The 15211-nt window shown below is 65.5% G+C and carries 10 protein-coding genes and 3 rRNA genes; 2 read left to right on the top strand and 11 right to left on the bottom strand.

The genetic code is table 11. The features are described from left to right. Positions 1–27 precede the first annotated feature (27 nt). The 9 genes from BJ998_RS19930 to BJ998_RS19895 form a co-directional block, all read right to left on the bottom strand. Positions 28–1848 (bottom strand): NHL domain-containing thioredoxin family protein, encoded by a 1821-nt coding sequence (locus BJ998_RS19930; protein ID WP_312890557.1) that lies wholly within the window; start codon positions 1846–1848, stop codon positions 28–30. A gap of 89 nt (positions 1849–1937) precedes the next feature. After that, complete coding sequence (locus BJ998_RS19925) at positions 1938–2318, bottom strand: hypothetical protein (RefSeq protein ID WP_184863775.1); 381 nt, start codon at positions 2316–2318, stop codon at positions 1938–1940. Positions 2319–2396: 78 nt separating this feature from the next. Beyond that, positions 2397–2513: ribosomal RNA gene (gene rrf / locus BJ998_RS19920) — 5S ribosomal RNA — on the bottom strand. A gap of 103 nt (positions 2514–2616) precedes the next feature. After that, positions 2617–5729, bottom strand: a 23S ribosomal RNA gene (locus BJ998_RS19915). Between the two features lie 354 nt (positions 5730–6083). Beyond that, positions 6084–7600 (bottom strand): 16S ribosomal RNA (locus BJ998_RS19910). Together the 16S, 23S and 5S rRNA genes form the textbook arrangement of a ribosomal RNA operon. Before the next feature lie 505 nt (positions 7601–8105). Next, complete coding sequence (locus tag BJ998_RS19905) at positions 8106–8561, bottom strand: hypothetical protein (protein WP_246488626.1); 456 nt, start codon at positions 8559–8561, stop codon at positions 8106–8108. Further along, positions 8555–8704 (bottom strand): hypothetical protein, encoded by a 150-nt coding sequence (locus BJ998_RS47585; protein ID WP_246488625.1) that lies wholly within the window; start codon positions 8702–8704, stop codon positions 8555–8557. The genes BJ998_RS19905 and BJ998_RS47585 overlap by 7 nt, the downstream gene beginning before the upstream one ends. A 288-nt stretch (positions 8705–8992) precedes the next feature. Further along, a complete protein-coding gene (locus tag BJ998_RS19900; RefSeq protein ID WP_184863773.1) occupies positions 8993–9139 on the bottom strand; it encodes a hypothetical protein in 147 nt (48 codons plus the stop codon). 177 nt (positions 9140–9316) lie between these two features. Continuing rightward, positions 9317–10510, bottom strand: a complete 1194-nt coding sequence (locus BJ998_RS19895) for an ATP-binding protein (RefSeq protein ID WP_184863771.1) — start codon at positions 10508–10510, stop codon at positions 9317–9319. A 124-nt stretch (positions 10511–10634) separates the two neighbouring features. Between BJ998_RS19895 and BJ998_RS19890 the strand changes: the two genes are divergently transcribed. Then, positions 10635–11459 (top strand): transcriptional regulator, encoded by an 825-nt coding sequence (locus BJ998_RS19890; protein WP_184863769.1) that lies wholly within the window; start codon positions 10635–10637, stop codon positions 11457–11459. Positions 11460–11511: 52 nt separating this feature from the next. Continuing rightward, a complete protein-coding gene (locus BJ998_RS19885) occupies positions 11512–13311 on the top strand; it encodes an APC family permease (protein ID WP_312890225.1) in 1800 nt (599 codons plus the stop codon). Here the strand turns inward: BJ998_RS19885 and BJ998_RS19880 are convergent. Next, complete coding sequence (locus BJ998_RS19880; protein ID WP_184863767.1) at positions 13308–13955, bottom strand: TMEM175 family protein; 648 nt, start codon at positions 13953–13955, stop codon at positions 13308–13310. The genes BJ998_RS19885 and BJ998_RS19880 overlap by 4 nt on opposite strands. A gap of 11 nt (positions 13956–13966) precedes the next feature. Next, positions 13967–15205, bottom strand: coding sequence for an acetyl-CoA C-acetyltransferase (locus BJ998_RS19875; RefSeq protein ID WP_184863765.1), 1239 nt, complete (start codon positions 15203–15205; stop codon positions 13967–13969). Between the last annotated feature and the right edge of the window lie 6 nt (positions 15206–15211).

The following is a 15211-nucleotide window of genomic DNA, read 5'->3' as shown; positions in this document are numbered from 1 at the left end:
GAGCTTCGACTCTGCCACGTACGGATTCTACTTCGCCTGCTCGTCGACCCCGCCCATGACCAGGGCCAGCCTGGCCGGGCCCTGTGCGGAGACGCGCACCGGCACGCCCCAGTCCTGCCGGGTCAGGCGGCACACCGGGTGCTCGACGCCGGGGCCGTCATCGCAGCTGGCGGCCTGCGCGACGACGTGCAGCACGCCCTCGGTGAAGCCGTCGGCGATGGTCAACTTCCTGGTCAGGTCGGTGGATTCGCCGGCACCGTGGGCGATCAGCTCCGGCGGCGAGGACGTGATCTCCAGGCGGGTGGACGGGCCGTAGCGGTCGTCCAGCTTCTGGCCGGGCGGCGGCGTGAACACGACGGCCAGTTCGATCTCGCCGACACCGATGTCCGACGGCGGCCGGCGCACCTGGTGCGCGTCGCCGGCGACCAGCTTGGCGGAAACCCCCGGCGGCACGGGACGCTCCAGCCGGTGCGCCGCGGAGGCGACGACCACCAGCTCACCGTCCACAATGGCCGCCCCGGACGGTTCGGCGACGTCGGTGGCGAGCGTCGACACCTCGCCGGTTTCCGGTTCGTAGCGCCGAATCGCGGAGTTGTACGTGTCCGCGACGGCCACGCTGCCGTCCGGCAGCACCGCGACGCCGAGCGGATGTTGCAGCAGCGCCTGGTCCGCGGCGCCGTCGCGGTGACCGAAGTCGAACAATCCTTGGCCGACAGCCGTGTGCACCTCGAAGTCGCTGTCGATCCAGCGCAGCGCCGAGGTTTCCGAGTCCGCCAGCCACAACTTGTCGCCGTCCGCGGCGAGGCCGGAGGTCTGCGCGAAGAACGCCTCCGACGCGGGGCCGTCCTTCAGGCCCTCCACCGTCGTGCCGGCGAAGCGGCTGACCGTCCTGGCGATCGGGTCGAACCGGCTCAGCGTGTGATTTCCTGACATGGCAACGACAACACCGTTGGCCGGCGCCCACCACGCCACGTCCCACGGGCTCGTCAGGTCGATCTTGTCGGCCGGTCCGTCGGTGTCACCCATCCGCCACTGCTCGCCGGTGCCGGCGATCGTGGTGACGTTGCCGGTGGTCAGGTCGATGCCACGCAGCAGGTGGTTCACGGTATCCGCGACCACCACGTCGTAGCCCACCTCGGCGGCGATTTCCTTGGGCAGCAAGGTAATGCCGGCCGGCTCGGAGAACGTCGCCTCGTTCGGGCCGCCGTCCGCGCGGCCGCGCTCGCCCGTGCCGATGCGACGCAGCACCGTCTCCCCGTCGGCCGCCAACTCGACGACGCTGTGGTGCGCGGAGTCGGTGACCAGGAGCGTGTCCTGCGGCGTGACCGCGATCTTCGCCGGGAAGCGGAGTTCCGTCGCCTGCTGCTGTGGCGGCACGTACGGGCCGTCACCTCGGCGGAGCGTGCCCTTCGCCTCGTGCTCGTCGATCAGCTCCGCGATGATGCGCCGCAACGCCTCCACGTGTCCCTCGCCGGCCGCCACGTGCACCACGTAGCCCTCCGGGTCGACCAGGACCAGCGTCGGCCATGCCTTCACCGCGTAGTTCTGCCACGTCGTCAGGTTCGGGTCGTCCAGCACCGGGTGGTGCACCTCGTACCGCTCCACCGCCGCCGCCAACGCGTCCGGGTCGGCCTCGTGCACGAACTTCGGCGAGTGCACCCCGATCGTGACCAGCACGTCCGGGAACTCCGCCTCCAGCGGCCGCAGCTCGTCCAGCACGTGCAGGCAGTTGATGCAGCAGAAGGTCCAGAAGTCCAGCAGCGTGATCCGACCGCGCAGCTCCGCGAGCGTGATCGCCTTGCCCCCGGTGTTCAGCCAGCCCCGCCCCACCAGTTCAGGGGCACGCACCCGCGCACGACGCTTCGTTGTGGTCACGTGTTGAGTCAACACCAGCAGGGGAGCCCACTGTTCCACGGTCCAGCATGTGAACGGCGAGGTCAGCGCACGGTGTGGGGGCCGAGGATCTCGACGCCGTAGGGGGCGACGCGGCGTTGGAGGCCGCGGTCGGCTGTGACGACGTAGATGGGGCGGCCGGAAGTGGATTGGTCGGCTACCAGGTCGACGATGGCGTCGTCGCCGGAGTGAGGAGCGACGTGCACCTGGACGGTGTCGGAGCTGGTGACGGTGCGGGCCTTGCCTTCGACGACGAGGATCACGTCGATGGGGGAGCCGGTCTGGGGGAGGCCGGTGGTGGAGAGGTCGGTGAGGGAGTCACGGAGGCGGGTTGTGGCGCCGGCGCGGTCGCGCCACCAGCCGTCGGGCACGGATCCGACGACGTTGGCGGCGTCGATGACGAGCAGCGGCTTCGGCACGCCCATGAACGTACAACGTAAAAAGGCCCGGTGCGGGTCGAGGAGCGTTGTATCGCTCAACTCGACCCGCACCGGGCAAATTATGTTCGGCGGCGTCCTACTCTCCCACACCCTCACGAGTGCAGTACCATCGGCGCAGGAGGGCTTAGCTTCCGGGTTCGGAATGGGACCGGGCGTTTCCCCTCCGCCAACACCACCGAAACACTATGAAAGAATCCCACAGCCAAGACCCAGAACCCATCACAGGTCCCAGCCCTCGCTGGTTGGTTCCTTCAGAACCACACAGTGGATGCGAAGCGTCTTTGTAAACAAGCCCTCGGCCTATTAGTACCAGTCAACTCCACCCGTTACCGAGCTTCCATCTCTGGCCTATCAACCCCATCGTCTATAGGAGGCCTTACCCTCTCAAGGAGGTAGGAGATCTCATCTTGGAACAAGCTTCCCGCTTAGATGCTTTCAGCGGTTATCTCTCCCGAACGTAGCCAACCAGCCATGCCCCTGGCGGGACAACTGGCACACCAGAGGTCCGTCCATCCCGGTCCTCTCGTACTAGGGACAGCCTTCCTCAAATCTCCAACGCGCACGGCGGATAGGGACCGAACTGTCTCACGACGTTCTAAACCCAGCTCGCGTACCGCTTTAATGGGCGAACAGCCCAACCCTTGGGACCTACTCCAGCCCCAGGATGCGACGAGCCGACATCGAGGTGCCAAACCATGCCGTCGATATGGACTCTTGGGCAAGATCAGCCTGTTATCCCCGGGGTACCTTTTATCCGTTGAGCGACCACGCTTCCACAAGCCATGGCCGGATCACTAGTTCCGACTTTCGTCCCTGCTCGACCCGTCAGTCTCACAGTCAAGCCCCCTTGTGCACTTGCACTCAACACCTGATTGCCAACCAGGCTGAGGGAACCTTTGAGCGCCTCCGTTACCCTTTGGGAGGCAACCGCCCCAGTTAAACTACCCACCAGGCACTGTCCCTGAACCGGATCACGGTCCGAGGTTAGACACCCAGAACGACCAGAGTGGTATTTCAACGACGACTCCACCAGCACTGGCGTGCCAGCTTCACAGTCTCCCACCTATCCTACACAAGCCGAACCGAGCACCAATACCAAGCTATAGTAAAGGTCCCGGGGTCTTTCCGTCCTGCCGCGCGTAACGAGCATCTTTACTCGTAATGCAATTTCACCGGGCCTGTGGTTGAGACAGTCGAGAAGTCGTTACGCCATTCGTGCAGGTCGGAACTTACCCGACAAGGAATTTCGCTACCTTAGGATGGTTATAGTTACCACCGCCGTTTACTGGCGCTTAAGTTCTCAGCTTCGCCCCGAAAGACTAACCGGTCCCCTTAACGTTCCAGCACCGGGCAGGCGTCAGTCCATATACATCGTCTTACGACTTCGCATGGACCTGTGTTTTTAGTAAACAGTCGCTTCTCGCTGCTCTCTGCGGCCGAAAAACCCTAGCCCGCAAGGGGCTTCAAGTCCCTCGGCCCCCCTTCTCCCGAAGTTACGGGGGCATTTTGCCGAGTTCCTTAACCACAGTTCACCCGAACGCCTCGGTATTCTCTACCTGACCACCTGTGTCGGTTTGGGGTACGGGCCGCATAAACACTCGCTAGAGGCTTTTCTCGACAGCATAGGATCACTCTACTTCGCCTCAATCGGCTACGCATCACGTCTCAGCCACACATCAGGACGGATTTGCCTACCCTGACAGCCTACACGCTTACACCAGTACTACCACTCACTGGCGGAGCTACCTTCCTGCGTCACCCCATCGCTTGACTACTACTAGATCGGATCCCGCGCACTCCCCACCTCATCCGAAGACTCAGCGGCTCGCGGGCGGTTAGCATCACTAGCCTCACCATGGACGCGTTTACACGGGTACGGGAATATCAACCCGTTGTCCATCGACTACGCCTGTCGGCCTCGCCTTAGGTCCCGACTTACCCTGGGCGGATTAGCCTGGCCCAGGAACCCTTGGTCATCCGGCGGACGAGTTTCTCACTCGTCATTCGCTACTCATGCCTGCATTCTCACTCGCGTAGAGTCCACGGCTAGGTTCCCCTGCCGCTTCATCCCCCACACGACGCTCCCCTACCCATCCACACGACTGCACGCCAGCAAGCTGACGCGGATCACATGTGCGAATGACACAGCTTCGGCGGTGTGCTTAAGCCCCGCTACATTGTCGGCGCAGGACCACTTGACCAGTGAGCTATTACGCACTCTTTAAAGGGTGGCTGCTTCTAAGCCAACCTCCTGGTTGTCTGGGCGACCCCACATCCTTTCCCACTTAGCACACACTTTGGGGCCTTAGCTGGTGTTCTGGGCTGTTTCCCTCTCGACTACGAACCTTATCGCCCGCAGTCTCACTGCCGCGCTCTCACGTAATGGTATTCGGAGTTTGGTTGACTTCAGTAAGCTTGTAGGCCCCCTAGGCCATCCAGTGCTCTACCCCCACCACGAAACACGCGACGCTGCACCTAAATGCATTTCGGGGAGAACCAGCTATCACGGAGTTTGATTGGCCTTTCACCCCTAACCACAGCTCATCCCCCAGGTTTTCAACCCTGGTGGGTTCGGGCCTCCACACGGTCTTACCCGCGCTTCACCCTGGCCATGGCTAGATCACCCCGCTTCGGGTCTAGAGCACGCGACTAAAACGCCCTATTCGGACTCGCTTTCGCTACGGCTACCCCACACAGGTTAACCTCGCCACGTACCACTAACTCGCAGGCTCATTCTTCAAAAGGCACGCCATCACCCCTGCAAAGGAGGCTCTGACGGATTGTAAGCACACGGTTTCAGGTACTCTTTCACTCCCCTCCCGGGGTACTTTTCATCTTTCCCTCACGGTACTAGTCCGCTATCGGTCACCAGGGAGTATTTAGGCTTAGCGGGTGGTCCCGCCAGATTCACAGCAAATTCCACGAGCTCGCTGCTACTTGGGAGCATTGCAAGGAAGACAGCATGTTTTCGCGTACGGGACTATCACCCTCTACGGTCCAGTTTCCCAAACTGATTCCACTAACACACTGTTTTCTGACTTCCCGCCTGGTCAGCAGCCCAGACAAGCAATATCCCACGACCCCACAAACGCAACCCCTGCCAGGTATCACACGTCCATGGTTTAGCCTCATCCGCTTTCGCTCGCCACTACTCACGGAATCACGGTTGTTTTCTCTTCCTGTGGGTACTGAGATGTTTCACTTCCCCACGTTCCCTCCACACACCCTATATATTCAGGCGCGGGTGACCCCACATGACTGAGGCCGGGTTTCCCCATTCGGACACCCTCGGATCACAGCTCGGTTGGCAGCTCCCCGAGGCTTTTCGCAGCCTCCTACGTCCTTCATCGGCTCCTGGTGCCAAGACATCCACCGTGTGCTCTTCATAACTTGCCACAAAGATGCTCGCATCCACTGTGTAGTTCTCAAAGAACAACCAGGAAGTCCAACCCATTCACGAGCCACCTAGCTCCACACACTCCGTGTGGCCGGTTTGAACTCGGGCCGAACCCTGTGGTTCGAAGCAACACCGCTTTCGCGTGTTCCCTCAGGACCCAACAGCGTACTGACAACCCCAACCAGCCCGCACAGCATCGCGTTCCACGCTCCAAAGAGCAGTACTAACGAGCCGGCCAACCAGCTCTGTTGCATCTAGCCAGCATCCACATCTATGAGCAATCACTCTGAAGACGGTCGCTCCAGTAAGTGATCCTCCACTCGGCCACAGGCCTCGTGTTGGGTGCTCCTTAGAAAGGAGGTGATCCAGCCGCACCTTCCGGTACGGCTACCTTGTTACGACTTCGTCCCAATCGCCAGTCCCACCTTCGACCGCTCCCTCCCTTACGGGTTGGGCCACGGGCTTCGGGTGTTACCGACTTTCGTGACGTGACGGGCGGTGTGTACAAGGCCCGGGAACGTATTCACCGCAGCGTTGCTGATCTGCGATTACTAGCGACTCCGACTTCACGGGGTCGAGTTGCAGACCCCGATCCGAACTGAGACCGGCTTTCTGGGATTCGCTCCACCTCACGGCTTAGCAGCCCTTTGTACCGGCCATTGTAGCATGTGTGAAGCCCTGGACATAAGGGGCATGATGACTTGACGTCATCCCCACCTTCCTCCGAGTTGACCCCGGCAGTCTCCCATGAGTCCCCGCCATTACGCGCTGGCAACATGGAACGAGGGTTGCGCTCGTTGCGGGACTTAACCCAACATCTCACGACACGAGCTGACGACAGCCATGCACCACCTGTACACCGGCCACAAGGGGGCCAATATCTCTACTGGTTTCCAGTGCATGTCAAGCCCAGGTAAGGTTCTTCGCGTTGCATCGAATTAATCCACATGCTCCGCCGCTTGTGCGGGCCCCCGTCAATTCCTTTGAGTTTTAGCCTTGCGGCCGTACTCCCCAGGCGGGGAACTTAATGCGTTAGCTACGGCACGGAGGACGTGGAAGCCCCCCACACCTAGTTCCCACCGTTTACGGCGTGGACTACCAGGGTATCTAATCCTGTTCGCTCCCCACGCTTTCGCTCCTCAGCGTCAGTATCGGCCCAGAGACCCGCCTTCGCCACCGGTGTTCCTCCTGATATCTGCGCATTTCACCGCTACACCAGGAATTCCAGTCTCCCCTACCGAACTCAAGTCTGCCCGTATCGACTGCAAGCCCACAGTTAAGCTGTAGGTTTTCACAGTCGACGCGACAAACCGCCTACGAGCTCTTTACGCCCAATAATTCCGGACAACGCTCGCACCCTACGTATTACCGCGGCTGCTGGCACGTAGTTAGCCGGTGCTTCTTCTGCAGGTACCGTCACTTGCGCTTCGTCCCTGCTGAAAGAGGTTTACAACCCGAAGGCCGTCATCCCTCACGCGGCGTCGCTGCGTCAGGCTTTCGCCCATTGCGCAATATTCCCCACTGCTGCCTCCCGTAGGAGTCTGGGCCGTGTCTCAGTCCCAGTGTGGCCGGTCGCCCTCTCAGGCCGGCTACCCGTCGTCGCCTTGGTAGGCCACTACCCCACCAACAAGCTGATAGGCCGCGGGCCCATCCTGCACCGCCGGAACTTTCCACCACCACAGATGCCTGTAGTGGTCATATCCGGTATTAGACCCAGTTTCCCGGGCTTATCCCAGAGTGCAGGGCAGGTTGCCCACGTGTTACTCACCCGTTCGCCGCTCGTGTACCCCGAAGGGCCTTACCGCTCGACTTGCATGTGTTAAGCACGCCGCCAGCGTTCGTCCTGAGCCAGGATCAAACTCTCCAATAAGGATTGTGTTTGATCGAGACTAGTACAAACTGGCAATCAAACCAGTTATAACCATCTCAAAGGAACCCACTAAGGGTTTATTCATTGTTACTGGCTATTACAGTACGCTGTTGAGTTCTCAAAGAACACACGCACACCGTCACTCGACTCTTTCAAGCCTCGATCGGGGGCTTTGGTGTTTCCGTTTTGCTGTGTTTGAAGCTTATCCGGTCCGGATTCTCCCTGTCAAATCGGCTTGTTCTTGCCGATTTCCTGGGGTTCGTCCCGGGCGTCACTGACTCTACCAGACTTTCTCAGTGGCTTTGTCGGTGACCCGCTGGCGTCCGTTTCCGTCCTGCCCTGCGGTACGTGGAGAACATTAGCAGCCGATCCAAGCCGCTTCCAAATCGGCCCCCTGGCGTCCGGAGCCAAGATCCATCCGCGCAGGTCAGGGCGTTGCACGCACCCCCTGGGTCCCCCCGAAACCACCCCTGATCGCGATCACTATGACCGGCGTCACAGTGGCTCATCGGAGTGCGGTGAACACCGATCCGCCGACAACGACCCCCAGAACGGCGCCGACAAGAACTTGCTTCACGGTGTTGTCGCGCAGCTCCACTCGAGACCAGCAGACGATCGCGACCGCGACGAAGGTGGCCAGCCACCCGGCGCCGAGCGTCAGCGTCGAGATGACCGCGGCGCCACTGGCGACCGCCGCATGCGCGGAAACTTTCCACCAGTGCGTGATGGCGAGCGTGACCACGAGCGAGGCGAAGATCGACGTGACGAGCGCGAGCATTTCCCGCGGCGCGCCGGCCAGTGCGAGAACGGCTAGACCCACGGGCACGGACGCCAGCGCGATCAGCAACGGGATGCGGCGTTGCTCGCGCACGCCCACGTGGTGATCGGTCAGCCGGCCGCGGCGGACGCCGAGCAGGATCGCGCCGAATGGAATGACGCTGGAGAACAGCGCGGTCAGCAAACCCCAGAGCAGACCGGTGCCATGGTGTTGCCGGCGTGCAGGCCGACGAGGAACGAGATCTCCACGACCACCACCGCGGGGGCGAACACCTCGGTGGCGGCGCGGGCCGCCAGTCGGCGGAACGCGCGGGTCTCGACAGTCACTCGCTGAGTATGGGAAACCCCGCAGTGCTGCCAGGTCGGGGGTCCGACAGCACTGCGGGGTCATTCGGCTCATCGCTGCCGTCACGGAACGCGTTACAGCGGACCGGCGGTGTGACGTGAGTCACTTTCGGGTGAACCGTTGTCGCCCGGTGCGGAGGAGACGCATCGGGGGTGGCGCCGGTCGGCGCGGGCCCTGCATCCCGCGCCGACCGGCAATGGCTCGCAGCTGGAAGGGCACGCCCGGGTCGAAGCGGGCGCGGCTGCGGTGGCCGGTCGAGAAGTGTCAGGTCAGCGCAGGCCCTGCATGTGCGCCTGGGCGAGCAGCATCAGCTCGTGGCGCATGGCCGGCGTGGCAGCAGCGTCGATCGCCTTGCTCACGGCCCTGCGAGTACGAGCCTCGGCACGGCGGGCGCGGATCTTCGCGGCGATGTTCATCGGGTTTGCATCCCTCTCAAGGTCTGGCTTCTGGTGCGGTAGTACCAGTATGCACCCGCGCGACCCGCAAACCACCACTTTGTCCGGTGAGGTGCGGCACATGCCGACGAATCATCGGCGTCTACGCCGATGTCACCCCAAGTTCATCCGGTGACACGCCCGTGTACGCCGAATGAGCTACTCCTCCCGCCCGAGCAGGAACCGGCCGAAGTGCGGCACGGTGAACGCGATCCGCCCGCGCTCCGCCGAGTAGACGAGCCCCTTCTTGATCAGGTTGTCCCGGGCCGGCGACAGCGAGGAGGGCTTCTTTCCCAGGTAGACGGCCACATCCGTGGTGCCGACGGCCTCGTCACGGCCCGCGGTCAGATCGGCCATCGCGCGCAGGTACTCGCGCTCGGCGGGAGTCGCGCGCTCGTACCGCGACCCGAAGAAGCCGACCGCCAGCTCCGCCTCCGCCTCCGGCGCGGCCATCGCCACATCCTCCGGGGTGATGGGATCCGCCGGCGCCGCGTCCCACGCCGCCTTCGCGTACGCCTGCACGAAGTACGGGTAGCCGCTGGAGGCGTCGAACAGCGCGTCCAGCGCGAGCGGACTGATCTCCGCGCCCTCCCTGGCCACCGGCGCGAGCACCGCGTGGTCGGCGTCCTCGCGGTCGAGCTGCCCGATCAGCACGTACCGGAACAGCCGCTCGGAGTAGGACTTGCTGGCCGACAGCAGCGCGGGCAGGTGCGGCAGGCCCGCGCCGACCACCACCAGCGGTGCGCCGGACTGGGACAGCTCGTGGCAGGCGGCGCACAGCGCGGAGATGTCGTCGGGCTGCACGTCCTGCATCTCGTCGATGAGCAGCGCCACCCCCGTGCCGACGTCCTGGGCCAGCTCGGCGACGTCGGTGAACAGCTCGACCAGGTCGATCTCGATGTCGCCGGAGTCGGCGCGGCCCTGCGCGGCCGGCACGTCGATGCCCGGCTGCCAGCGTTCCCGCAGCTTGGTGCCGTCCGGGTTGGCCCGCAGCGCGAACGCCTTGAGCACGCCGAGCACCGTCTCCACCCGCTCGGGGTCGCGGTGGCGCACGGCCAGGTCGCGGATCGCCCGGTGCAGCGCGGCGGACAGCGGCCGGCGCAGCTCGGCGTCCGGCCGGGCCTCGATCTTGCCGGCGCCCCAGCCGCGCTTGACGGCCATCGAGCGCAGCTCGCCGAGCAGCACGGTCTTGCCGACCCCGCGCAGCCCGGTGAGCACGAGGCTGCGTTCCGGCCGGCCGCGCGCGACCCGTTCCAGCACGACGTCGAAGGCGGCGAGTTCGCGGTCCCGGCCGGCCAGCTCGGGCGGTCGTTGCCCGGCCCCGGGGGCGAACGGGTTGCGCACCGGATCCATCATCGGACCGTATCGGCGCGTCTAGCGCAGACTCAATACACCGGAAGACTTCACTATCGGTTGCGAGCCGTGCAGTACTTGCGCTTTGATAAGTGCGGACGAAGCGACAAGCCGAGAGGACAGGATGGATCCCCACCCCGCGCAACGCCTCGACGACGTGGTCCACCAGCGGGTTCGGCTGGGCATTCTGACCGTGCTCAGCAGCGAGCCCCGGGTGGCCTTCACGGTGCTGCGCGACCTGCTCGGCCAGCCGGACAGCGGGCTGAGTCGGCACCTGCGCGTGCTGGAGGACGCGCGGCTGGTGGGCACGGACAAGGTGATCGAGGACCGCAAGCCGCGGACCTGGATCTCGATCACCGAGGCCGGCCGGCACGCGCTGCGCCAGGAGCTGGCCGCGCTGCGCTCGATGATGACCGCCATCGAGACCGGCGGGGCGGATCCGCTCGCGTTCGCCACACTGCTGGGCGACGAGCCGGGCGAGCGCGACCGGGAGCGGGCCGACCTGGTGATCAGTGAGGTGCCCGAGGGCTTCCGGATGAGCCGGGAATCCGCGGTGGACAGCCACTACAAGCTGGTGTCCATGCCGGCGGCGGACTGGAGCAGCCACAGCAGCCAGGCCCTGACCTTCCGCAGCCACGGCCTGCTCGGCGGCCACTTCCGCAGCTTCGCGTCGCCGACCGCGAGCGCGCACGTGATGCTGGTGGAGTTGGGCAACGAGGAGGGGCCGATCGCCATCCTGAGCGCGCTCGCGCCGTCCACCCTGCTGATCGACGAGATGGATCCGTACCGCGGCTTCCTGCTGGACCGGGAGGCCGGCGGCAAGCTGGGGATCTGCTGGCTGGCGGCGGATCGCTACCTGGCCTGTGTGTCGATGACCGGCGAGGAGGAGGTGATCAGGGAGCTGCTGCCCCAGTTCGCATCGGGCCAGCGGGCCAAGCTCACACGTTAGGAACGCGTCAAAACCGCTGTACGGCAACCGAAACCGGTCGCACAGTGCGGGCGTGACGACAACTGCGACCCGACCGGCCCGCGTGGCCCACGGGGATCAGCGGCATCGGCTGACCGCGGTGACCGGGATGGCCGGGCTCGGACTGGACGCGATCGCGTCGGTGGCCTACGGGCCGGAGGCGATCGTGCTGGTGCTGGCCGCGGCCGGCTCGGCCGGTCTCGGCTGGACGCTGCCGGTGACGCTGGGGATCGTGGTGCTGCTCGGCGTGCTGATTGCCTGCTACCGCCAGGTGATCCAGGCGTTCCCGGACGGTGGCGGCGCCTACACGGTGGCCACCAGATATCTGGGCCGGCGCGCCGGCCTGGTCGCGGGTGCGTCGCTCGTTGTCGACTACGTGCTCAACGTGGCCGTCTCGGTGGCGGCCGGCGTGGCCGCGCTGACATCGGCGTTCCCGGTGCTGCTGCCGTGGACGACCGAGCTGTGCGTGCTGGTGCTGCTGATCGTCACGGGCGTGAACCTGCGCGGCATCGTGGTCGGCGCCAAGGCGTTCGCGCTGCCGGCGGCCGTGTTCGTCGCCTCGGTGCTGGTGGTGATCGTGGTCGGGTTGTTCCGGCCGGAGATCACCGCGCCAGCGTCGCAGCCGACCACGGTCGGCGGGGTCGGCGTGCTGCTGGTGCTGGCCGCGTTCGGCAACGGGTGCTCGGCGCTGACCGGTGTGGAGGCCATCGCCAACGCCACGCCGTCGTTCCGGACGCCGCGCCGGCTGCGGGCCCGGCGCGCGGAGGCCGGGCTGGGCCTGGTGCTCGGCGTGTTGCTGATCGGGCTTGCCGTGCTGATCCAGCGGTTCGACGTGCGTCCGGTGGCGGGCCGCACGATCCTGTCGCTGGTCACCGAGGGCTCGGTCGGCGACGGCTGGTTGTACGTGGTGATCCAGCTGTCGACCGTGCTGCTGCTGGCGTTGGCCGCGAACACCTCGTTCGGCGGGCTGCCGGTGCTGGCCGCGAAGCTGGCGCGCGACGACTACCTGCCGCACGTGTTCGGGCTGCGGGCCGACCGGCTCGTGCACCGGCACGGCGTGCTGGTGCTGGCCGTGCTGTCCGGCGCCCTGCTCGTGGGCACCGAGGGCCGCGTCGACGTGCTGGTGCCGCTGTTCGCGATCGGCGTCTTCGTCGGCTTCGCGCTGGCGCAGGTCGGCATGGTCCGGCACTGGCGGGCCGAGCGTGGTCGGGGTTGGCTGCCGCGGGCCGCGCTGAACGGGTTCGGCGCCGTGTTGACGGTCGCCGCGCTGATCGACGTCACCGCGTCCAAGTTCCTGGCGGGCGCGTGGCTGATCGTGCTGGTGATCCCGGTGTTCGTGGTGCTGTTCAGCCTCGTCAGGCGGGCCTATGACCGGATCGGGCGGGACATCGGCGTCGGCACGATGCCCAGGCGACCGCGGCGGACGTCCTCGGTCGTGGTGGTGCCGGTCGTCGCGATCACCAAGCTGACCGCGGAGTGCCTGTCGACCGCGCTGTCGATGGGCGACCGGGTGGTGGCCGTGCACGTGTCGTTCGACGACGAGCAGGACCGGGCCCGGCGGTTCCAGGCCGACTGGCAGGAGTGGCGCCCCGAGGTGCCGCTGGTGCTGCTGGACTCGAAGCACCGGGTGCTCGGGCCGCCGATCGCCCGCTACGTGAAGTCGCTGAGCGACGAGCACGTGGTGGTGCTGATCGGGGAGATCGAGCCGGCCGCGCGGTGGGAACGGGTGCTGCGCAACCGACGTGGGGCGGTGGTCGCTCGCTGCGTCGGCCGGCACACGACCGCCGTGGTGTGCCGGCTGCGCTTCCGTCTGGGCTTCTCTAGCGCTGTCTAGGATTGAGCCAATACTGGCTTAGGTTGATTTAGCCTGCGGATCCCGAGGATCAGCGGCACCAGCAGCCACCAGGCGTAGTTGGCCTGGCCGGGGTATCCGGACACGGCGACGATCGCCCACACCGCGAAGACCAGGCCGGCGGCCATCGGCTGGAAGTACCAGCCGAGCCGGGGGAAGCGGCCGCGCATCGGCACGATGTCGCCGTTGCGCTGGGACACCGCGATGATCAGCACCTGCATCGCGAACACCGCGCACACGTTGGCGGCGTAGAGCGCATAGGACAGCGGCTCGTCGCCGTGCTTGGCCAGCAGGGACGACGGGAACGGCAGCAGCGCGACGAGTCCGAGCAGCACCACGTTCAGCGTCATGATCCGCGAGTGGCGCACCCGCAGCCGGCGGAACAGCCGGTGGTGCGTCAGCCACAGCACGCCGATCACCAGGTAGCTGATCAGATAGCCGGCGATCGCCGGCTTCAGATCGGCCATGGCGCGCAGGAAGTCGTCCCCGTGCACGTCGTCCGGGATCCTGATGTCCAGTACCAGCAGCGTCATCGCGATGGCGAACACACCATCGGACAGGGCGAGCAGCCGCCCCAGGTCGACCTCGCCGCTGTCGTTCCCCTCGTCCTCGTCGCCCTCGGTCACGGGGCAAGAAGTTAGGGCTTCTCCAGGATCGCGGCGACGCCTTGGCCGCCCGCCGCGCAGATCGAGACCAGACCGCGACCGGATCCGCGTTCGTTCAACAGTTTCGCCAGCGTGGCAACGATTCGACCGCCCGTCGCGGCGAACGGGTGCCCGGCCGCCAGCGAGGAGCCGTTGACGTTGAGCTTGGCCCGGTCGATGTCGCCGACGCCGTTGCGGTGCCACGCCGCGAGCGTGGCCAACACCTGCGAGGCAAAGGCCTCGTGGATCTCGTAGAAGTCGAAGTCGGCCAGCGTGAGGCCGGCGCGCTCGAGCATCCTCGGCACCGCGTGGACCGGCGCGGTGAGCAGGCCGTCGTCGCCGTGCACGTAGTCGACCGCGCCGGTCTCGGTCCAGGTCAGGTAGGCCAGCACCGGGATCCGGTGCCGCTTGGCCCAGTCCTCGCCGGCGAGCAGGACCACCGAGGCGCCATCGGTGAGCGGGGTGGAGTTGCCGGCCGTCATCGTGTCGCCGAACACCGGCTTGAGCTTGGCCAGCTTCTCCACGCTGGTGTCCGCGCGGAGGTTCTGGTCCCGGGTCAGACCGAGGTATGGCGTGACCAGGTCGTCGAAGAAGCCGCGCTCATAGGCAGCGGCGAGGTTTCGGTGGCTCGCGGCCGCGAGCTCGTCCTGGTCCTCGCGGGCGATGCCCCATTCCCTGGCGGTGACCGCCGCGTGCTCACCCATCGACATGCCGGTACGCGGCTCGGCGTTGCGCGGGATGTTCGGCACCACGTGCGTCGGGCGCAGCTTGGTCGCCGCGCGCAGGCGGGCGCCGACCGTCTTGGCCCGGTTGAACTCCAGCAGGATCTGGCGCAGGCCCTCGTTCACGCCGATCGGGGCGTCGCTGGTGGTGTCGACGCCGCCGGCGATGGCCGAGTCGATCTGGCCGAGCGCGATCTTGTTGGCGGCGGCGATGATCGCCTGCAGGCCGGTGCCGCAGGCCTGCTGGATGTCGTAGGCGGGTGTTTGCGGCGACAGTCGGCTGCCGAGGACGGCTTCCCTGGCTAGGTTGAAATCACGGCTGTGCTTGAGCACCGCACCCGCGACCACCTCACCGACCCGCTCGCCCTGCAGCCCGAACCGGCTGACCAGCCCGTCCAGTGCGGCGGTCAGCATGTCCTGGTTGGACGCCGTGGCGTACGGACCGTTGGACCTGGCGAACGGGATGCGGTTGCCGCCGAGCACGGCCACGCGCTGAACGGTCGGGGTCATGCCTCG

It is taken from the genome of Kutzneria kofuensis (assembly GCF_014203355.1).
Lineage (GTDB): Bacteria > Actinomycetota > Actinomycetes > Mycobacteriales > Pseudonocardiaceae > Kutzneria > Kutzneria kofuensis.
The sequence above is the reverse complement of the archived record's forward strand: the minus strand, read 5'-3'. Positions and strand labels throughout refer to the sequence as shown.